The following is an 18,791-nucleotide window of genomic DNA, read 5'->3' as shown; positions in this document are numbered from 1 at the left end:
TCGGGACCGGGAGGATGTCAAGCGGCGATGCTATCGGGCACCGGCCGCACGCGTCGGCCCCGCTGCCCCGGCGAGGGTGTCGCCCCCCCCGCGGCCGAGCACGAGGGAGGCGACGATCCGCTCGACCGAGCGCCGGGGTGGGACCGTCGGGCCCCACCCCGGCCGGACGGCACGGTGGTCAGCGGCGGGACTTCCGCACGTTCGCCTGCGGGATGACCATCGTGGCCTCGTCGTCCGCCGCCTGCTCGGCGGTCGGCTGCCGGGGCGCGACCGGCTGGGTGCGCTCAGAATCGGCGTACGGCGGCACCGGCTGGGTGGCCTCCGCCGCGCCGTCCGGGGCGGCCCGCTGGGCCTCGACGTCCCGCCGCCCGGCCTGGTACGCCCGGGCATGGGTGGCGATGGTCGACGACTCTTCCTCGGCGTGGGACAGCCAGCTCTCCCAGCGGCCCTGCATCGGGCGGACCAGACCGCCGCCGACGCCGACCACCAGGATGCCACCGATCGTGGCGAGGACGGCGATCAGCACCGGGGTGGTCACCGTGGTGGCCACCCCGATCTGGTTGAGCGCGGCGATGACGCCCAGGCCCAGGACGAACACCGAGGCGATGTTGGCCAGCACCCGGCCGTAGGAGAGGCCGCCGAGGACGCTGGCGATGATGTCCTTCACCGCCCTGGCGATGGCCGCGGCCACCACCACGATGACGATGGCGACGAACGCCTGGGGCAGCCACGCCACCACGCCGTGGATCAGGTCCGAGATCGGGTTCGGGCCCCAGATGCCGAACGCGAGCTGGAGGGCCACCAGCAGCACCGCGTAGTAGGCGAGCTTGGCGACGATGTCGCTGGCGTCGTACCTCGAGCGGGCCAGGGCGGTCTTGATGCCGCCGCGCTCGACGATCCGGTCGAAGCGCACCCGCTCCAGGACCTTGTCCACGATCTTCAGCACGGCCTTGGCGATCAGCCAGCCGACCACCAGGATCGCGACGAAGGCGACCGCCTTGGGCAGGAACAGCAGCACCGAGCGGAACGCGTCGCCGAAGTTGTCTCTCATCGAGGGCCTCCACGGATGTTCACAGCAGTCCCGTGAGGACCTACCCTGAGCAGGCGCGGAGGAAACGCGGTCAGATCGCGGTGGCCTTGACGACCTTCCATTCCCCGTCGACCGGGACCATGGTGAGGACGACCCGGTTCTGGTCGACCTTCTCCCCCGCCGTGGTCACGTTGCGCCGGTACTGGTTGAGGTAGAGCAGCAGTTCGACCCGGTCGGTGTCGGCGCTGATGACGCCGGTGGCGGAGACCTCGGCGAGCACGACCGCCTGCTGTTTCGTGGCGGTCTGCTTGAGCGCGGTGGTGGTCTGCGCGTACTCGTCGGCGAACGCGCCGGTGGCGAAGGTGCGGCCGTTGGCGATGCTGTCGTCGAAGGTGCGGTAGTCGTAGGAGAAGAGGGCCTTGGCGGCGGCGGGCGCGGTGGCCAGGGCCTGGCGTACGGCCCGGTCGCGCTGGTCGGCGCGGTGGTCGGCGTACCAGGCGGCGAGGGCCACGGCCGCCACCAGCACGACCGCGACGGCGAGTGCGGGCACGGCTCGGATCCGCGCCGGGCGCCGACGCAGGACGGTCGGGACACGCATGAGTCTTCTCCTTTCGGGTCAGCCGACGAACTGGAGCTTGAACACCAGCCAGTCGCCCGAGTCCCGGTCCCGCACCAGGTCGAGCTGGATCCGGTAGTGCGACGAGTGCCCGTCGGGTGCCTTCACGTTCTTCACGATGGCGTCGACCGCCACCAGCACGACCGCGTGCCGGCGGTCCCCGGAGACCAGTGCGGCGCGCAGCACGCTGCCCTGCGACTGGACCTTGTTCTCCACCACCGCCGCGCGTACCTGCGCCTGGCCGCGGGTGAACTCGTCCTTGAAGTCACCCGTCGCGCCGGCCGTGACGCGTTGCAGGTCCCGGTCGACGCTGGCGGCGCTGACCGAGACGAAGTTGACGGCGGCCTGCCGGGCGGCGGCGACGGCCTCCCGTTGGGCTTGGTCGGTGGCCCGGTCGACGTACCAGCGGTGGCCGTAGCTGCCGGCGCCGGCCAGGGCGGCGGCGAGCAGCACGACGAGTAGGGCGGTCAGTGCGCGGCCCCGGCCGGGGGTGGCGGGCTTGGCCACGGTCGGGGAGTCGTCCTTGCCGTCCCCCTTGCTGTCCCCCTCGGCGTCGGCGTCGGTCCGGGCCGGCTCCGGGTCGGGCAGGTCCGTGCCCTCGGCGTCGGCGTCCGCGTCGGGCCGGGCCGGCTCCGGGTCGGGCAGGTCCGTGCCCTCGGCGGGGTCGTCGACGACGGTCAGATCGTCGGCCTTCGCGGGGTCCTCCACCGGCTCCTGGTCGAGGCGTTCCAGCACCTGCTCGATCGGCTCGGCCGGCCGGGGTACGGGCCGGGTGACCAGGCGGCGTCGGGCCGGGGTCGGGCCACCCGCCTTGGCGCCCTTGATGACTTTCAGAATGGGTTTTCTGCGGCTGGTCACCGCCACCTCCTCCGGTACGCCGGTCACCGGGTCACCCCGGCGAGCAACAGCTGTTTCCAGGACTGGTCACCGGCCGTCTGATACTGGCCTCCGGTCCCGCCCAACTGCAACGGGCGGCCGTCGGAGCCGAGCACCAGGCCGGTCGTCGGGTCGTACCCGGTCGTGGTGCCCTCGTCGGACGGCGGCGGCGCAGGCTCCCGGCCCGGGGGTCGGGGTGCGTTCTGCGCCCCGCGTACGCTCGCGCCCGCCGCGCGTTCGGTGGCGCCGCACTGGGTGCTGCCGCCCCGGTAGACGCAGGACGGCGGGTCGTTCGCGTTCACCACGAGGCCGAAGTGCGCGGTGCCGTCGCCCGGGGTGACGGTGAACCCGCCGGCCACCACGATGGGATACGTCACCAGGAGCTGCTCGATGCCGGGCAGTCGCCGGGCGGCGATGCCGTTGACGGTGACCAGGTTGCTGAGCAGGGTCCCGATGTCCGGGTCCAGGCCGCGCAGCAGCGCCCGCAGTTCGGCGCCGGCCGGCGGCCCGGTGGCCAGCAGCCGGCGCAGGTCCGGGTCGGCGGCGCGGACGGTGGCGGCGAGCTGCGCCAGGCCGGCCGACCAGCGGCGCAACGCCTCGGCGGACTCCGCCTGGGTGGTGAGCACGGTCCGGGCGTCGCGGATCAGCGTGAGCGTCTCGGGCAGATGGGTGTCTGCCTCGGTGAGCAGGGCGTCGCCGGCGTCGAGGATCCGGGCGAGGGCCTGCTCGTTGCCCTCGAATGCGGCACCCAGCTCGGTGATCAGCACGGCCAGGTCGTCCGGGTCGACCGAGCGGACCAGGGCGTCCAGGTTGGTCAGCAGGGTCTCCGGGGCGAGCGGGAGCCCGGTCCGGTCGGCCGGGATGACCGCGCCGTCGGCGAGGTAGGGCCCACCGTCGCGGTCGGGTCGCAGGTCGAGGTACTGCTCGCCGACGGCGGAGCGTTGGGTGACCACGGCCCGCAGGGCGTCGGGCACCCGTACGCCGCGGTCGATGCGCAGGTCGGCGCGGACCCCGTCGCGGCGCAGCTCGACGGCGGTGACCCGGCCGACGGGTACGCCGCGGTAGGTGACCGGGGCGTTGTCGAACAGGCCGCCGGCGCGGGCGAGGTCCACGTGGACCACGTAGCCGACGCCGAGGAGCCGGTCGCCGAGGCCGACGTAGCGGATCCCTACGTAGCCGATGCCGAGGACGCTCACCAGCACGAAGGCGATGACCTGGAGTTTCGCGGTACGTCCGATCACTGGATCAACCCTCCACCGAGGATGTCGAGCAGGCCGCCGATCTGACCGGTGACCGCGCCGGTCAGCGGCAGCACGCAGTCGGCGGTGAGCACGGTGCCGTCCGGCAGCTCGGTGCCGGCGGCGAACGCGGTACCGGGCGGCACGACACCCTTGGGCAGCAGCAGCCCCCCAAGGGGCACCGTCGAGCCCGGCTTGAGCAGCTGGCAGCCCTCCGGCAGCCCGCACTCCTTCGGCGGGGTCCAGATGGCCGGGAGGTCCTTGAGGAGGTCCGGCAGGCACCCGGTCAGCGGCAGCTCGGGGAGAATCCCGCTGCCGGGCTTGCCACTCGGCTTGCCGCCTGGCGAGGTGGGGCCGCCGCCGGTGGACTGCCGAGGCGTGGCCGGGATGTTCGGTCGGGTGCCCCGGCCGGCCGGGGCCGGTGCGGCGGCCACCAGGTTGGCCAGGATGCTGGCGGCGTCCAGGTCGGCGGTGATGGAGAGGTTGACGAAGTCGCCGACGATCGCGCCGGTGACGTTGGGCGGGAACGGGTACGACAGCATGAAGTCCAGGGACTTCGGCAGGTCGTCGCCGGCCCGGGCGAGCTGTTCGAGGATGGGTTGCAGCGCCTTCACGCTGGCCACGGTGTCTTCCCGGCTGCGTTCGACGACCCGGGTGCCGACCGTGCCGAGCTGGCCGAGGGCGGTGAGTGCCCTGGTGAGCTGGGCGCGTTGCGCGGCGAGGACGGTCAGGCCGGGCGCGAGGGAGTCGAGCGCCTCGCCGACGACCTGCCGTTGCCGGGCGAGGCGGCCGGTGAGCCGGTCCAGGGCGTCGATGGCCCGGACGATGTCGGCCTTCTGCCGGTCGAGGCCGGCCAGGAAGGTGTCGAGCTGGGCCAGGGTGTCGCGGAGGGCGGGTTCACGGCCGGCGAGGGCTGCGCCGAGTTCGGTGTTGATGGTCCGCAGCTGGGCCAGGCCACCGCCGTTGAGCAGCAGGCCGAGGGCGGCGAGGACCTCCTCGACCTCGGCGCCGCGGGTGGTGCGGGACAGCGGGATGACGTCGCCGTCGGCGAGCCGGCCGCGGGCCGGTTCGGTGGGCGGCGGGGCCACCGTGACGTACTTCTCGCCGAGCAGGCTGCTCTGGCGTACGGCGGCGATGGCGTTGGCGGGCAGCCGCACCGCGCGGTCGAGGCGCAGCCGGACCCGGGCGTGCCAGCCGGACAGGGAGATCTTCTCCACGCTGCCGACAGTGACGTCGTCGACCTTGACGGCGGCTCGCGGCACCAGGTCGAGCACGTCGGTGAACTCGGCGGTGACCGTGTAGCCGTCGCCGGCCGGCCGGCCGCCGGGCAGCGGCAGGTCGGCGACCTCGGGCAGGCCGCAGCCGGCGGGGAGCAGCGCCACCGCGAGCGCGCCGGCCAGCAGTCGGACGAGCCGGGCGCTCATGCCGGTCCCCGCAGGATGCCGCCGAGCGTCGGGTCGCTGGTGATGGAAGGCAGGAGGCCGCCCGGCGCCCCATCGGGGGTCGGCGCACCGGTGGAGGTGGTGGGACCCGGTGGGAACCCGCCGGCCACCGGGGCGCCGGGCGGCAGCTTGAGCAGCTTGCGCAGCTGGTCGGTCAGGGGCAGATCGCGGGCACGCAGGGTCTGCGCGAGCGCGGTGCACTTCGCCGGCACGTCGGTGACAGGGAGCTGGTCCGCCATCAGCGAGCAGACGAAGCTGGCCGCGTCGTACGGGCCGAGCGGGTTGTCGCGGGTGTCCAGCGTCCCCGAGCGCCGGTTGTAGACGAGGTTGAGGTTGCTGACCACCAGCGGGGCGACGTCGAGGATCTGGATGACGGCCTGCTGCTGGCGGACCAGGACGCGGGTGATGTCGGCCAGCGCGGTGACGTTCGAGGTGAGCGCGGTCCGGTTCTGCCGGACGAACTCGGTGACGTCGGCCAGCGCGCCGGCCAGATTACGCAGGGCGGCGGCGAGTTCCTCCTTCTCCCCCGCGAGCTGTTCGGCGACGTCGGCGAGCTGCTGGTTGAAGCGGCGTACCTGCTCGTCGCTGCGCGCGAGTGCGGTGGTGAAGCGTTGCAGGTTGGCCACCGTGGTGAACAGGTCGCCGCGCCCGGCGGAGAGGGTGGTCAGTGCGCGGGACAGCCCGTCGAGGGCGTCGTGCAGGTCGGCGCCGTTGCCGTCGAGGTTGGCCCGGCCGGTGGCGACCAGGTCGGAGAGGGCGCCGTCGGCGTTGGCGCCGTGCGGGCCGAGTGCCTTGTTGAAGTCGTCGAGCGCCTGGTAGATGTCGTCGATCTCCATCGGCGCGGCGGTCCGCCCGACCGGAATGTCGGCGTCGTCGTCGAGCGCGGGTCCGCCGGTGAAGGCCGGGGTGAACTGGACGTACCGGTCGCTGACCACGCTGGGCGGGACGATCAGCGCCTGGGCGTCGGCGGGGATCCGCAGCGTCGGGTCGTAGCGCATCTCGACGCGGACGGTGCGCCCCTCGGGGACGACCTTCTCGACCTCGCCGACGCGTACCCCGAGCACCCGGACGTCGGATCCGGGGTAGACCCCGACCGCGCGGGTGAAGTGGGCGACGACCCGCCGCTGTGGGGTCTCGTGCCGCCAGACGACCGCGCCGACGGCGAGGGCGGTGAGCAGGACGGCGGCCGCGGCGATCGGGCGTCGCCAGCGCTGGACCGGACCGGGCATCAGCGTCCTCCCGTCGTGGGCAGGTACGGCTGGAGCAGGCCGTCGACGTAGGAGTCGAACCAGCGGCCGTTGCCGGTCACGTTGGCGAACGCGGTGACGAATGGCCCCATCCGCTTGATGGTCAGCTCCAGGTCGTCGCGGTTGCGTTGTAGGACGGCGACCACGTCGCGCAGCTTGCGCAGGGCCGGTTCGAGCTGGTTGCGGTTGTCGGCGACCAGCCCGGACAGTTGGGTGGCGAGCTGGTCGGTGCCGACGAGAAGCTGGTGGATCGCGTCGCGGCGGCGTTTGACCTCGGTGAGTAGCTTCTCCCCGTCGGTGACCAGCTTGCGGAACTCCTCGTCGCGTTGCGCGAGCACGCCGGTGACGTCCCGGGCGCGCGTGAGCAGGGTCCGCAGCTCGGCGTCGCGGCTGGCGACGGTGCGGGACAGCCGGGACAGGCCGGTCAGCGAGGTGCTGATGCTGGCGGGGGTGTCGGCGAAGGTCTCGGACAGGGTGGTGAACGCCTGTGCCAACTGCTCGGTGTCGATCTTGTCGAGGGTGCCGGCGAGCCCGGTGACGGCCTGCACCACGTCGAACGGGGCGGCGGTACGGTCGAGCGGGATCTGCGCGTGCTCCGGCAGCTTGCCCGGTCCCGCCGGGGCTAGGGCGAGGTATTTCTGGCCGAGCACGGTTTTGATCCGGATGGTGGCGCCGGTGTCGCGGCCGAGGCGTACGCCGTCGTCGTCGACCCGGAAGCGGACCCGCACGTACGGCTGGGGGTCGTGGGCCAGTTCCACGGCGGTGACCGCGCCGACGCGTACCCCGGCCACCCGGACCTCGTTGCCGGTGGCGAGACCGCTGGCGTCGTGGAACGCCGCCTGGTAGGTGCGGCCGGTCAGCGCGGCGAGCCGGTCGAGCTGGAAGGCGCCGAGCAGGGCGGCGAAGATCACGGTCAGCCCGATGGCGCCGACGACAACCGGGTTTCGTTCGCGGAAGGGTTTCACTGGCTGCCTCCGGTGGCGCAGCGGGCGGCGGTGGCGCTGACTGCGGGTGTGGTCAGCGGCGCCCGGCCGGCGACGGCCACCCGGCCGTCGAAGTCGCAGAGGTAGAAGTTGAACCAGGAGCCGTACGAGGCGACCCGGGTCAGTGACTCGTAGCGCTCCGGCATCCTGCCGAGGGTGGCGTCGATGGCGGCGGAGTTGCGGTCGAGGGTGCCGGCCAGGTCGTCGAGGGCGCGCACGTCGGCGGCCAGCGGCGGCCGGGTCTGGCGCAGCAGCCCGGCGGTGGTGTCGGTCAGGTCGGCGAGGTTGACCAACGCCTCGCCGATGGCGGTGCGATCGGCGGACAGGCCGGAGACGAACTGCTGGAGCTGGGTGACGCTCTGGTCCAGCTCCCGGTCGTGGCTGGCCAGGGTGGACAGGACGTCGTTGAGGTTGGTGACGACTCGGCCGATCACGGCGTCGCGGTCGGCGAGGGTGTTGGTCAGCGAGGCGGTACGGCGCAGCAGGCTGGCCACGGTGCCGCCCTCGCCCTGCAGCACCTGGATGATCTCGTATGCCAGCTTGTTGACGTCGGTCGGGTTGAGCGCGGTGAACAGCGGCCGGAACCCGTTGAACAGCGCGGTCAGGTCCAGCGCCGGTTTGGTCTGGGTGAGCGGGATCAGCCCGTCGGCCCGCAGCGGCCGCCCGTCGCCCGGTCCCTCGGTCAGCGCCAGGTAGCGCTGGCCGACCAGGTTGCGGTAACGGATGGCGGCGCGGACGCTGGTGGCCAGCGGTACGTCGCGGTCGACGGTGAAGGCGACCTCGGCGATGCTGTCGTCGACCACGGCGATGTCGCTGACCTTGCCGACCCGCACCCCGGCGATGCGCACGTCGTCGCCGGGTAGCAGCCCGGTGACGTCGGTGAACCGGGCCCGGTAGGTGAGCCCGTCGGGCGGGAACGCGCCGAGGGTCTGGGCGAGCAACCCGGTGGCCAGCAGCGTCACCACGGCGAAGATCGCCAGCTTGACCAGCGCGGGCGTCGTCTTCCCGGTCATCGCGCGTTCACCACCGCGCCCCGCAGCAGCGGCCCCCACAGCAGGACCGCGATGTCGGGCACCTCGGCCGGGGGCGTGCCGGTGAGCCCGCCCACGAGGGGTTTGACCAGGGCCTGCTCCTCGGTGGTGCCGGCCTGACCCATCGCCGGGGTGCCGGTCGGGGCGCCGGCAAGGGGCGCGGCCGGCAGCCCGACGGGCAGCAGCGGGCGGGCCCGGGTGCCGCGGTAGTCGTAGCCGTCGGCGACGGGCACCTCCGGTGCGGGCACCAGCGGGTCGGGCAGATGCCGGCAGTTCGGGCCGCCGTGGGCGGCGTAGGCCGGCTCGTCGCGGCCCCGCTCGTACGGGCCACCGTCGCGGGTGACCTCCATGGTGATGTGCATCCGGCCGCCGCGGAAGACCTCCTCGACCCGGGGTTGCAGGGCGACCAGTCCGCTGACCAGGCACGGGTACTCGGGGGCGTAGGTGGCGAGCAGTTCCAGCACCGGCCGGCTGACCTGGCCGAGGCGGATGAGCTGGTCGCCGTGCCGGTCGAGGAAGCCGCGGGCGGTGTCGGCGGTGTCGGTGGTGTCGGCGAGGAACGCCGCGAGCTGGGTGCGCTGGTCGGCGACCGTGGCGGCGGTGACGGTGACGTCGCGCAGCAGGGCGAGCAGGTCGGGCAGGGCGGCGTCGTAACCGTCCAGCACGGCGGCGAGTTGGCGGACGTCCTCGGCGATGGTGGGCAGCTGCGGGTTGAGCTGCCGCAGGTACGCGTCGAGCCGGGTGAGGTTCGCGCCGAGCTGGTCGCCGCGTCCCTCCAGGGCGGTGGCGATCGCGCCGAGGGTGGCGGCGAGCTGGTCGGGTCGGATCGACTGCAGCAGCGGCAGCGCCTGGTCGAGCACCCGTTCCAGCTCGATGGCGGTGCGGCTGCGGTCCTGGTCGATGACCGCGCCGTCGCGGATCGGTCCGGCGGTGCTGATCGACGGTGGGACGAGCTCGACGTACCGCTCGCCGAAGAGGGTCTTGGGCAGCAGTCGGGCGGTGACGTCGGCGGGGATCCGGTCGGAGGTGGCCGGGTCGAGCGCGAGGCCGATGACCGCGCCGGCGCCGACGCTGCGTACCGAACGGACGTCGCCGACCACCACGCCGCGTACCTTGACGTCGGCACCTTCGAGCAGTTGCAGGCCGGCACGGTCGGCGTGCAGAGTGACCCGGTCGACCGGCGTGAACGCCTTGCGGTACTGCAGCACGGAGGCGGTCAACGCCACGGCCAGCACGGCGACGAAGGCGATGCCGAGGATCCGATGTCTCATGCTCACCCCGCGATCCGGACGGTGGTGGTGGCGCCCCAGATGGCCAGCGACAGGAAGAAGTCGACGACGTTGACCGCGACGATGGCGGTACGCACGGCCCGCCCGACGGCGACGCCGACCGCGGCCGGCCCGCCCTGGGCGGTGTAGCCGTACCAGCAGTGCACCAGCACCACGATCACGCTGAACACCAGCACCTTGCCGAACGACCAGAGCACGTCCCCGGGCGGCAGGAACAGGTGGAAGTAGTAGTCGTAGGTGCCGGCGGACTGCCCGAAGTAGCCGACGGCGATGGTGCGGGTGGCCAGGTAGCTGGCGAGCAGGCCGATCACGTACAGCGGGACGACCGCGATGAACCCGGCGATCATCCGGGTGGTGACCAGGAACGGCAGCGACGGCACGCCCATCACCTCGAGCGCGTCGACCTCCTCGGAGATCCGCATGGCGCCCAGCTGGGCAGTGAACCCGGAGCCGACGGTGGCCGACAGGGCCAGCGCGGCCACCAGCGGCGAGATCTCCCGGGTGTTGAAGTACGCCGAGACGAAGCCGGTGAAGGCGCTGCTGCCGATCTGGTCGAGCGCCTGGTAGCCCTGCAGCCCGACCTCCGTGCCGGTGAAGAAGGTCAGGAAGGAGATCACGCCGACCGTGCCGCCGAACACGGCGAGAGCGCCGGTGCCGAAGCTGACCTCGGCCAGCAGGCGGATCACCTCGCGCTTGTAGCGGCGCAGGGTGCGCGGTGTCCAGGCGAGGGCGCGCAGATGGAAGGCGAGCTGGCCGCCGAGGTCGTCGAGGTGGCGCAGGGGGGTCATGTCAACTTCCCTTCTGCGGTACGACCTGGAAGTACGCGGCCGTGACGAGGAAGTTCAGCGCGAACAGCAGCATGAAGGTGATCACGACGCTCTGGTTGACCGCGTCGCCGACGCCCTTCGGCCCGCCCTTCGCGGTCATCCCCTTGTAGCAGGCGACCAGCGCGGCGGCCGCCCCGAACAGCACCGCCTTCACCTCGCCGACGAGCAGGTCGGGTAGTTGCCCGAGGGCCTGGAAGCTGGCCACGTACGCGCCCGGGGTGCCGCCCTGCAGGACGACGTTGAACGCGTATCCGCCGATCACGCCGACGACACTGACCAGCCCGTTGAGCAGGACGGCGACCAGCATCGAGGCGAGCACCCGGGGCACCACCAGGCGGTGGATCGGGTCGATGCCGAGGACCTGCATGGCGTCCAGTTCCTCGCGGATCTTCCGGGCGCCCAGGTCGGCGCAGATCGCCGAGCCGCCGGCGCCGGCGATGATCAGGGCGGTGACGATCGGGCCGGCCTCGCGGACCACGGCGAGCACCGACGTGGCGCCGGTGAACGACTGCGCGCCGAGCTGACGGGCCAGCGAGCCGAGCTGGAGGGCGATGACGGCGCCGAACGGGATCGACACCAGCGCGGCGGGCAGGATCGACACCGAGCTGATGAACCAGGCCTGTTGGACGAACTCGCGGACCTGCACCGGCCGGCGGCCCAGGCCGCGCAGGGTGTCCAGACAGAACGCGAAGAACTCGCCGGAGCTGCGTACGGGCGTCACGGGCGGGCTCATCCGGTCACCTCCCGCGGGTGGCGCCCGCCGGTGGTGAGGTGCGGGCCCAGGTCGATGGTGGGTCGTGCCTCGTCCCAGCGGCCCTCGAAGGACGCGGGAGGCGGGGCGACGCCGTGCTCGCGGCACCACTGCCCGGGCGGCCGCTCGGCCCGCCGGGGCAGCCCGTCCGAGGGCTGCAGTTGCAACGGGATCGGCGGCAGCGGTGGCAGCTCCACCCCGGACTCCGCCTCGGCGGCCAGTTCGTCGGCGTCCTTCTCCTCCGCCATGCCGATCGGGCCGATCCGCTGGGCGTTGAGGAACTGCCGGACCACCGGCTCGGTGCTGGACAGCAGCATCTCCCGCGGCCCGAACATGGCCAGGTGCCCGTGGTAGATCAGGCCGATGTTGTCCGGCACCGTCCGGGCGGTGTTGATGTCGTGGGTGACGATCAGGAACGTCGCCTCGGTACGCTGGTTGAGGTCGATGATGAGCTGGTTGAGGTAGGCGGTGCGGACCGGGTCCAACCCGGAATCCGGCTCGTCGAAGAGGATGATCCGCGGGTCGAGCACCAGCGCCCGGGCCAGGCCGGCCCGCTTGCGCATGCCGCCGGAGATCTCGCCGGGCAGCTTCTTCTCCGCGCCACCCAGGCCCACCATGTCGAGCTTCTCGTTGACCAGCACACGGATCTGCGATTCGGTCTTGCGGGTGTGCTCGCGCAGCGGGAACGCCACATTGTCGTAAATGTTCATGGAGCCGAACAGGGCACCGTCCTGGAACAGCACGCCGAACAACTTGCGCACCTCGTACAGCGCCCGTTCCGACAGTCGGGGCAAATTCTGTCCCTCGATCCAGATGTCGCCCCGGTCCGGGCGCAGCAGACCCACCAGCGTCTTGAGGAACACCGACTTGCCCGTGCCGGACGGTCCCAGCAGGACGGATATCTCCCCGGCCGGCAGGGTCAGGGTGACGTCCGACCACACGGGCTGGCCACCGAAGGACTTCGTCAGTCCCTGCACGGCCACCTCGACGCCCATCGACCCCTCCCGTCGCCCGTTCTGCCTTAAGACATCGCCGGGATCAGGCAAGACGCAACAGTTTCGCCTCGACTTCGTTTCGGCGTCGCCTCGCTACCCAGCGTGAGAGGTGCGGAAACCAGACGGCTTCAGTACGGTGCGCTTATTCGTCGGCAATGAAGGTGTCTCGCAGCCGCATGTTTCGAGCAGTCGATCCAGAGCTGGTCCGTCGGGCCGTCCACGGTGACCGGGGCGCGATGGCGGAGCTGCTCACCGACGTACGCCCGGGCCTGGTCCGCTACTGCCGCGGCCGGCTCGGCCGCGTCGGCGGGGCGTACACCACGGCCGACGACGTCGCCCAGGAGGTGTGCCTGGCGGTCCTGCGGGCCCTGCCCCGGTATCAGGAGCAGGGCGTCCCCTTCGCCGCGTTCGTGTACCGCATCGCCGCGCACAAGGTGGCCGACGCCCAGCGCGCCGCCATCCGGGACTCCGCCGTCACCTCGACCGACACCCCGCTGGATGAGCCCGACACCGCCCCCGGGCCGGAAGCGCAGGCGGTCGCGACCGACCTCGCGCGCCGGCTGTCGGCGCTGCTGAACCGGCTGCCCGACACGCAACGGGAGATCGTCCTGCTGCGGGTCGCGGTGGGTCTGTCCGCGGAAGAGGTGGGGACGATCGTCGGAATGTCCGCGGCAGCCGTGCGGATGGCCCAGTCCCGGGCCCTGACCCGGCTCCGTAACCTTGCCGGGGACGCGTTGGACGAGGTGGCGGCATGAGCAAGCGCCAGCGAACGAATCATCAGCACAGCGCCGATGAACCTCAGGGCGGAGGCATCAGCGAGCGCACGCCGGGCGCCGGCGAAAAGGCGCTGGACCTCGACGTGCTCACCCGCGACGACATGCTGCTCGACGCGCTGGGCAAGGGCGAGGCAACGCCGGCCGACGACGAGTTGGCAGCGCTGCTCGCCGCCTGGCACGCCGACCTGACCCACGGCGCCCCCGAGCCGGCGCACCTCCGCCCACCGGTCGCGGACGCAGACGCGCCGGCATCCGCGGCAACGGTCCCGCTCCGCCCGGACGCCCCTTCCCGCCGGCCCCGGCCCTGGACGCTGCGCCTCGCCGCGGCCGCGGCCGCGTTCCTCGCCCTGGTTTCCGGGCTGGGCATCGGCAGCCGCAGCGCGGAGCCGGGCAGCCCACTGTGGTCGTTGGCGAAGCTGCTGTACCCGCAGCAGGCCGAGGTGCGGGTCGTCGAACGGACCATCGCCGAGGCCCGGGCCGCGCTGGCCGCCGGGCGGCCCGACCAGGCCCGGCAACTGGTCGACCAGGCCCGCGAGGAGCTGACCGTCGTCACCGACCCGTCCGCCGTGGACCGGCTGCGCGGCGAGCTCGACGCCCTGTCGGCGCAGCTGAGGGCCACCCCGAGCACCGTTGCGCCGACGGCCGGCTCGCCCTCGCCCTCCCGCACGCCGAGCGGGCGGCCGACCAGCTCCACCCCCCGGCCGGGGAACACTGCCACGTCGGCGCCCGCGCCGATGCCCTCCCAGCCGGGTACGTCAGGCGCCGAGCCGAGCGAGGCCCGGAGCCCGCTGCTGCCGTTGCCCCAACTGCCCCTGCCCTTGCCCTCTTCGCCGCTGCCGGGGCTACCCCTGCCCACCGGCGACCTGCTTGAATCAACTACCCGCCCATGAAATGGGCGGGTTTGCGGATCACTGTCCTCGCTGGCTGTGAGGCTAGGCCGCGTGTGGGCGATTGACTGCGCCCCAGCTCACGACACCACGCGAAGCGATGTTGCGAGCCGCATTGTGGTCAGCGTGGGCAACGACCCCGCACGACCGACAGTGGAAGGTCTCCTGGTTGGGTCGGTTCCGTTTATCCCGATACCCGCACGCTGCGCAGGTCTGGGAGGTGTACCGGGGGTCGACCTGGACCAGCGGTACACCCGCCCGGCGCGCCTTGTAGACCAGGAACGCGCCGAGTTGCTGGAACGCCCACGAGTGCAGCGTGACCCGTTGGGGCTTGCGCAGCCGGACCCGGTCGCGGATCCCCGTCAGTTTCTCGACGGCAATTCCACGGCCGGTGCGTGCAGCCTCGGTCACGATGCTCTTCGCGATGATGTGGTTGACGTTCGCGGCGTGCCGTGTTTCCTTCTTCCGGCGGCGGGCCAGGAGCCGTTTCGCCGATTTCGTGCCTTTCTCCTGCAACCGCATCCTGAGCCGCTGCTGGCGGCGCCGGTAGCCGTTGAGCTTGCTACCGGCGTAACGGGTGTCGTCGGAGTCGTAGGCGATGTTCGCAATGCCCATGTCGACACCAAGGAACTCGTCCGGCTCGTAAACCCGCGGCTGGTCCACCTCCACCGCGACGTACAGGAACCACATGCCGTCCCGGTGCACCAGGTCGGACTCGCCGACCCGATGGGTGGCGACGGCCTTGATCTGGTCGGCCGAGCCGGTGAACGCGACCTGCTTGAGCCGCCCGTCCACGGTCCAGATGGATACGGTCCGGGCGTCGTGCTGCCACGACAGCATCCTCGCGTCATACGGCTGCGCGGCATCCCAACCGAACATGATCGGGTTGGTCTCGACTTTGCGGCGGCGCTTCGATCCGGGCTTGCCGTAGCGGCCGGCCTTCAGGTTGCCCGCGAGCGTCTTGTAGGAGTCGGTGACCTTCTTGATGACATGCTGAGCGGCCTGCGCACCAAGCCCGTAGTCGTCCTTGATCCGGTGGTAGGCGTGCCGGCGCAGGTCGTAGTTGCGGTAGCAGTCGATCTCCCGTGCCAGCACCGCGACCTCGGATGCTGCCGTGTTGCAGGCACGCAGGGTCGCCTCCAACGCCGCCGCCTGCTCAGGCGTCGGCAGGAGCTTCACCTGCACCACCAACTTCACTCAAGAATCATATCATTTGGCCTATATCCACAATGGGCCCCGGATCCCGATGTCAGGCCCGGCAGAAGCGTCGTCTACCACCACCTACGCGCACGCGGTCTTCACCACGAAGCATCGGCGTAGGGCCCCCACCGACCCGATCCTCGCCCGGTGCCAACAGGCCACCGCCGAGGTGTGCCGGGACTTCGGCACCGAACTACGGGAGTTCAACAGCGAAGCCGACCACCTGCACCTGCCCGTCCACCACCCGCCGAGCGTCGCCCGGTCACGGCTGGTCAACAGCCTCAAGGGCGTCTCATCCCGACACCTACGCCGCCAGTTCGCCGGACACCTGCACACGTACCTGCGGGACGAGCATCTGTGGTCACCGTCGAGCTTCCCCGGGTCATGCGGCGGCACGCCCCTCGCGGTGGTCAAGGAGTACATCGAGAACCAAAAACGCCCCGGTCCGTGATGGCGCTCCTCCCGGCCGTGAACGGCCAGGGCTCCCCGCCTTATCAACCGCTGAACCCGCTCCGGGCAGGCGGACGCCGGGCCGGCCGAGCACCCGCAGGGCCCGCCGGGGCGGTGCCGGCAGGGTGAGCGCGCCGGCGGCCACCACGGCGAGTGCGAACTGCGGCAGGGTGCCGATCACGTACGCCGGTTGGTCGGCGGCTGCCGACCCGACCAGGACCACCCAGGCGGCCACGCCGATCCAGGCGACTCCGCGGCCACCTGCCGTCACTGCTGCGGTCGATGCCCGTCCCCCTCGGCAGCCGCCCCGACCCGGTCGGTGGTCGGGCCCAGCGCCGGGGCCTGCTCCGTCGACTCCGACCCACCGGGGGCCACCTGCGCGCGGCCACGCCGTCCGTACTCCTGGAAGAACTGCAGCAGCTCCACCGGGAACGGCATGACCAGGGTGCTGTTCTTCTCGGCCGCCACGTCCACCACCGTCTGCAACAGCCGCAGCTGATACGCCCCCGGCGTGTTCGCCATCGCCCGCGAGGCGTCAGCGAGCCGGCGGGACGCCTGGAACTCACCATCGGCGGCGATCACACGCGCCCGCCGCTCCCGCTCCGCCTCGGCCTGGCGGGACATCGACCGCTTCATCCCCTCGGGCAGCGACACGTCCTTGACCTCGACCCGCTCGATGAGCAAGCCCCACGGCTTCTCGGTGGGCGCGTCGATGACCGCCTTCAGCTCGGCGTTGATCTTGTCGCGGTCCCGCAGCAGGGTGTCGAGGTCGGCCTTGCCGATCACCGACCGCAGCGCGGTCTGCGCCACCTGGAGCACCGCCGCCGGGTAGTCCCGCACGTTGACCAGCGCCTTCACCGGCTCGACCACCCGGTAGTAGACGACCGCGTCGACGGTGAGCGTGACGTTGTCGCGGGTGATCACGCCCTGCGCGGGTACCCCGATCACCGTGGTCTGCATGCTGACCCGCACCATCCGGTCCGCGACCGGAATGATCAGGTGGAGACCGGGTTGCCGGATCCGCTCCAGCACCCGGCCGAAGCGGAACACCACGCCGCATTGGTACTGCTGCACCATCCGGACACTCAGCGAGAGCACGATCACCGCGATCACGAAGATGATCACCAGCGCGATGATGATGGCGGCTGTCATGGTCCCCCTCGATCCCGGAGGCGCCCGCCTCCTGGCGCCGCGCCTACCCGTTCCGCCGCCGTCCATGCCCGCGCGATCCGGCCCGGCCGCGATCAGCGTAGGCACGTCCAGGATCGCCAGGGGCGCGGCGGCGTCACTCGTCGTGCTGCGCGATGCCTCGACCGGCCGTCGACACGCTCAGGTCGACGACCCGGCGGGCGGCCGCCACCCCTGGCGGGCCGGTCGAGACTCAACGCCTCCCGGCGGGGACCCGGGCGGCGAGCGGACGGCCGGTCAGCCGGCGCAGCGCCAGGTAGCTCTCGCAGCCCAGGCAGAGAGCGAAGGCGGCGTTGAGGAAGGCGGCGGCGAGCGCCGCGCCAGTGGCGACCGGCCCGAGCACCGGAACACCGGCCAGGTAACCCACCGCGCCAGCCGCAGCGAAGGCCAGGCCGACGAGCTGGGCGAAACGGACCGGAGCCGCCGGCTCCAGCTCAGCCGGCGGGCGCAGCCGAGGCGCCACCAGGGCCCGGTAGATCAGCCCGTACGGACCGAGGCGGGGGGTGGCGGCGCTGATCGCGAAGACCAGCGCCTGGGCCAGCACGAGCAGCCCCGAGCCGGTGATCAGCGCGACGGCAAGGACGACGGTGGTGAGGGCGGCGGCGAACCGCGGCCCACGAGGATCGAGCAGCATAAGAGTTCCGTTTCTCGGGTGAGGTGCGGCGGGCGCGCAGGGTCAGGTCCGTCAGGCGCGACGGACCGACGCACAGAGACTCGCCGCGAGCCGCCCATGGTCCACCACCCGACGCCGGGTCAACGCCACGCCGGTCACCGCTGCGCCCCGGCAAGCAGCGGCGCGAGCGCCGCACGGAGGTCGTCGCGGGCCGGTACGCCGGAGGCCCGCTGGACAATGCGCCCGTCCGCGTCGACCACCAGCACGGTCGGGGTGCGCCAGACGTCGAGCTGACGCGCCGCGTCGAGATGCTCCTCGACGCCGACCTCGACCAACTGGACCCCGTGAACGCTCGCCCGGATCTCCTCGAGCAGCCGACGGGTGGCCCGGCACGGAGCACAGACCGGGGCGGAGAACTGCACCATGGTGACCTCACCGGGGCGTACGCCCAGGGCCGCCAGGACGGCGGCCGCTGGATCCGACGCCGCTTGGTCGCCGGGCGCGTCGACCGGGCGGAACCGGCCGTCGCGACGCCGGCGCCACCAGCCGAAGAGGCTGGCCGCAGCGAGCACCACAACGACCACCACGACGCCGGTCAGCGGAGACTGCACCCGTCAAGGGTGCCACAACCATCGTCAAGCGTCCCTTCGCCGTCCGACCGGAGGGACGCCAATCCGCGCCGCCCAGCTACCCATCGGTGGCGGTGACCTGTCGGTCGAGAACCTCGCCCAGGTGCGGGCACTCGTCGACGGGGTGCTCGCTGGGACATCGCAGTGCGTGGCCGAGGAATTCACGGGCCGCCCCGGCGCGCTCGATCTGTTCGTCGAGCGCACGGACCTGGCCACGGACGACGTCGCGCCACCGGGCCGACGGGCCCGACAGGATCACCGCGATGTCGTCCAGCGCCATGCCGAGGCGCTGCGCGGCACGGACGAACGCCAACCGCCGAATCTCCTGCGGACCGTACATCCGGCTACCGTGCCGCCGCGTCACCGGCCGCACCAATCCGCGCTCCTCGTAGTAACGCAACGTCGAGGTGTTCAGCCCGAGTCGTCGCGCCGCCTCCCCGATCGGGACCAGATCCGCCACAGCACTATTTGACTTCAAGCCAACTTGAAACGCCACGGTGTAATCCATGGCCAACCGCGAGGAACCCCGACCGTCCCGCCTGGCGTCGCACGCATTCGCCCTCCCCCGCGGCCTGCTCGGCCGGCTGGGCGGCCAGGTGATCGAAATGCGTAGCGCGCAGAACCCGGGCTTTAGCTGGGGTTAGCGCGTCAACCCGCGCGGGCAGTAGACGGCGCGATGCTGCATACTGGACGGGTGCCTGTCGCCCTGCGGTCGAACGGCAA

The 18,791-nt window shown here is 72.1% G+C and carries 19 protein-coding genes and 1 pseudogene; 3 read left to right on the top strand and 17 right to left on the bottom strand.

Going from position 1 to position 18,791, the window contains the following annotated elements; translation table 11 throughout:
* Nucleotides 1-178: 178 nt before the first annotated feature.
* From ACNAW0_RS27235 to ACNAW0_RS27180, 12 genes are all read right to left on the bottom strand, one after another.
* Nucleotides 179-1,051 carry a mechanosensitive ion channel family protein gene (locus tag ACNAW0_RS27235; protein ID WP_416290875.1) on the bottom strand — a complete coding sequence of 291 codons (873 nt, stop codon included), beginning with the start codon at nt 1,049-1,051 and terminating at the stop codon, nt 179-181.
* A 70-nt stretch (nt 1,052-1,121) separates the two neighbouring features.
* Nucleotides 1,122-1,628, bottom strand: a complete 507-nt coding sequence (locus ACNAW0_RS27230) for a hypothetical protein (RefSeq protein WP_416290874.1) — start codon at nt 1,626-1,628, stop codon at nt 1,122-1,124.
* 18 nt (nt 1,629-1,646) lie between these two features.
* Nucleotides 1,647-2,531 carry a hypothetical protein gene (locus tag ACNAW0_RS27225; RefSeq protein WP_416290873.1) on the bottom strand — a complete coding sequence of 295 codons (885 nt, stop codon included), beginning with the start codon at nt 2,529-2,531 and terminating at the stop codon, nt 1,647-1,649.
* Nucleotides 2,528-3,763: an MCE family protein gene (locus ACNAW0_RS27220; RefSeq protein WP_416290872.1), complete on the bottom strand. Its 1,236-nt coding sequence runs from the start codon at nt 3,761-3,763 to the stop codon at nt 2,528-2,530. Before ACNAW0_RS27220 ends, ACNAW0_RS27225 begins: the two co-directional genes overlap by 4 nt.
* A complete protein-coding gene (locus ACNAW0_RS27215) occupies nt 3,760-5,184 on the bottom strand; it encodes an MCE family protein (RefSeq protein ID WP_416290871.1) in 1,425 nt (474 codons plus the stop codon). Before ACNAW0_RS27215 ends, ACNAW0_RS27220 begins: the two co-directional genes overlap by 4 nt.
* Entirely contained in the window at nt 5,181-6,431 is a 1,251-nt protein-coding gene (locus ACNAW0_RS27210; protein WP_416290870.1) for an MCE family protein, read from the bottom strand. Before ACNAW0_RS27210 ends, ACNAW0_RS27215 begins: the two co-directional genes overlap by 4 nt.
* On the bottom strand, nt 6,431-7,414 hold the full coding sequence (locus ACNAW0_RS27205; protein WP_416290868.1) for an MCE family protein: 984 nt from the start codon (nt 7,412-7,414) through the stop codon (nt 6,431-6,433). The genes ACNAW0_RS27210 and ACNAW0_RS27205 overlap by 1 nt, the downstream gene beginning before the upstream one ends.
* The gene (locus ACNAW0_RS27200) at nt 7,411-8,445 is read right to left on the bottom strand and encodes an MCE family protein (RefSeq protein ID WP_416290867.1); all 1,035 of its coding nucleotides are present in this window, start codon (nt 8,443-8,445) and stop codon (nt 7,411-7,413) included. The genes ACNAW0_RS27205 and ACNAW0_RS27200 overlap by 4 nt, the downstream gene beginning before the upstream one ends.
* Nucleotides 8,442-9,734 (bottom strand): MCE family protein, encoded by a 1,293-nt coding sequence (locus ACNAW0_RS27195; RefSeq protein ID WP_416290876.1) that lies wholly within the window; start codon nt 9,732-9,734, stop codon nt 8,442-8,444. The genes ACNAW0_RS27200 and ACNAW0_RS27195 overlap by 4 nt, the downstream gene beginning before the upstream one ends.
* Nucleotides 9,735-9,736: 2 nt before the next feature.
* Nucleotides 9,737-10,540, bottom strand: coding sequence for an MlaE family ABC transporter permease (locus ACNAW0_RS27190; RefSeq protein ID WP_416290866.1), 804 nt, complete (start codon nt 10,538-10,540; stop codon nt 9,737-9,739).
* 1 nt (nt 10,541) lies between these two features.
* Entirely contained in the window at nt 10,542-11,312 is a 771-nt protein-coding gene (locus ACNAW0_RS27185; protein ID WP_416290865.1) for an MlaE family ABC transporter permease, read from the bottom strand.
* Nucleotides 11,309-12,325, bottom strand: coding sequence for an ABC transporter ATP-binding protein (locus tag ACNAW0_RS27180; protein WP_416290864.1), 1,017 nt, complete (start codon nt 12,323-12,325; stop codon nt 11,309-11,311). Before ACNAW0_RS27180 ends, ACNAW0_RS27185 begins: the two co-directional genes overlap by 4 nt.
* 176 nt (nt 12,326-12,501) lie before the next feature.
* Between ACNAW0_RS27180 and shbA the strand changes: the two genes are divergently transcribed.
* Together shbA and ACNAW0_RS27170 are read left to right on the top strand one after the other, a co-directional pair.
* Nucleotides 12,502-13,080 carry an RNA polymerase sigma factor ShbA gene (gene shbA, locus ACNAW0_RS27175; protein ID WP_416290863.1) on the top strand — a complete coding sequence of 193 codons (579 nt, stop codon included), beginning with the start codon at nt 12,502-12,504 and terminating at the stop codon, nt 13,078-13,080.
* The gene (locus ACNAW0_RS27170; protein ID WP_416290862.1) at nt 13,077-13,991 is read left to right on the top strand and encodes an anti-sigma-D factor RsdA; all 915 of its coding nucleotides are present in this window, start codon (nt 13,077-13,079) and stop codon (nt 13,989-13,991) included. Before shbA ends, ACNAW0_RS27170 begins: the two co-directional genes overlap by 4 nt.
* A 42-nt stretch (nt 13,992-14,033) precedes the next feature.
* Here ACNAW0_RS27170 and ACNAW0_RS27165 read toward each other — a convergent pair whose 3' ends face one another.
* Nucleotides 14,034-15,185 carry an RNA-guided endonuclease InsQ/TnpB family protein gene (locus tag ACNAW0_RS27165; RefSeq protein WP_416290861.1) on the bottom strand — a complete coding sequence of 384 codons (1,152 nt, stop codon included), beginning with the start codon at nt 15,183-15,185 and terminating at the stop codon, nt 14,034-14,036.
* Between the two features lie 9 nt (nt 15,186-15,194).
* Between ACNAW0_RS27165 and tnpA the strand changes: the two are divergent.
* A pseudogene (gene tnpA / locus ACNAW0_RS27160) lies at nt 15,195-15,639 on the top strand (IS200/IS605 family transposase).
* 266 nt (nt 15,640-15,905) lie between these two features.
* Here the strand turns inward: tnpA and ACNAW0_RS27155 are convergent.
* From ACNAW0_RS27155 to ACNAW0_RS27140, 4 genes are all read right to left on the bottom strand, one after another.
* Nucleotides 15,906-16,790, bottom strand: a complete 885-nt coding sequence (locus ACNAW0_RS27155; RefSeq protein WP_416290860.1) for an SPFH domain-containing protein — start codon at nt 16,788-16,790, stop codon at nt 15,906-15,908.
* Between the two features lie 229 nt (nt 16,791-17,019).
* Complete coding sequence (locus ACNAW0_RS27150; protein WP_416290859.1) at nt 17,020-17,460, bottom strand: DUF4395 domain-containing protein; 441 nt, start codon at nt 17,458-17,460, stop codon at nt 17,020-17,022.
* A 134-nt stretch (nt 17,461-17,594) separates the two neighbouring features.
* On the bottom strand, nt 17,595-18,050 hold the full coding sequence (locus tag ACNAW0_RS27145) for a TlpA family protein disulfide reductase (RefSeq protein ID WP_416290858.1): 456 nt from the start codon (nt 18,048-18,050) through the stop codon (nt 17,595-17,597).
* A gap of 76 nt (nt 18,051-18,126) precedes the next feature.
* Entirely contained in the window at nt 18,127-18,576 is a 450-nt protein-coding gene (locus ACNAW0_RS27140; protein WP_416290857.1) for a MerR family transcriptional regulator, read from the bottom strand.
* Nucleotides 18,577-18,791 lie beyond the last annotated feature (215 nt).

Source organism: Micromonospora sp. SL1-18 (assembly GCF_047921505.1).
Taxonomy (GTDB): Bacteria; Actinomycetota; Actinomycetes; order Mycobacteriales; family Micromonosporaceae; genus Micromonospora.
The sequence above is the reverse complement of the archived record's forward strand: the minus strand, read 5'-3'. Positions and strand labels throughout refer to the sequence as shown.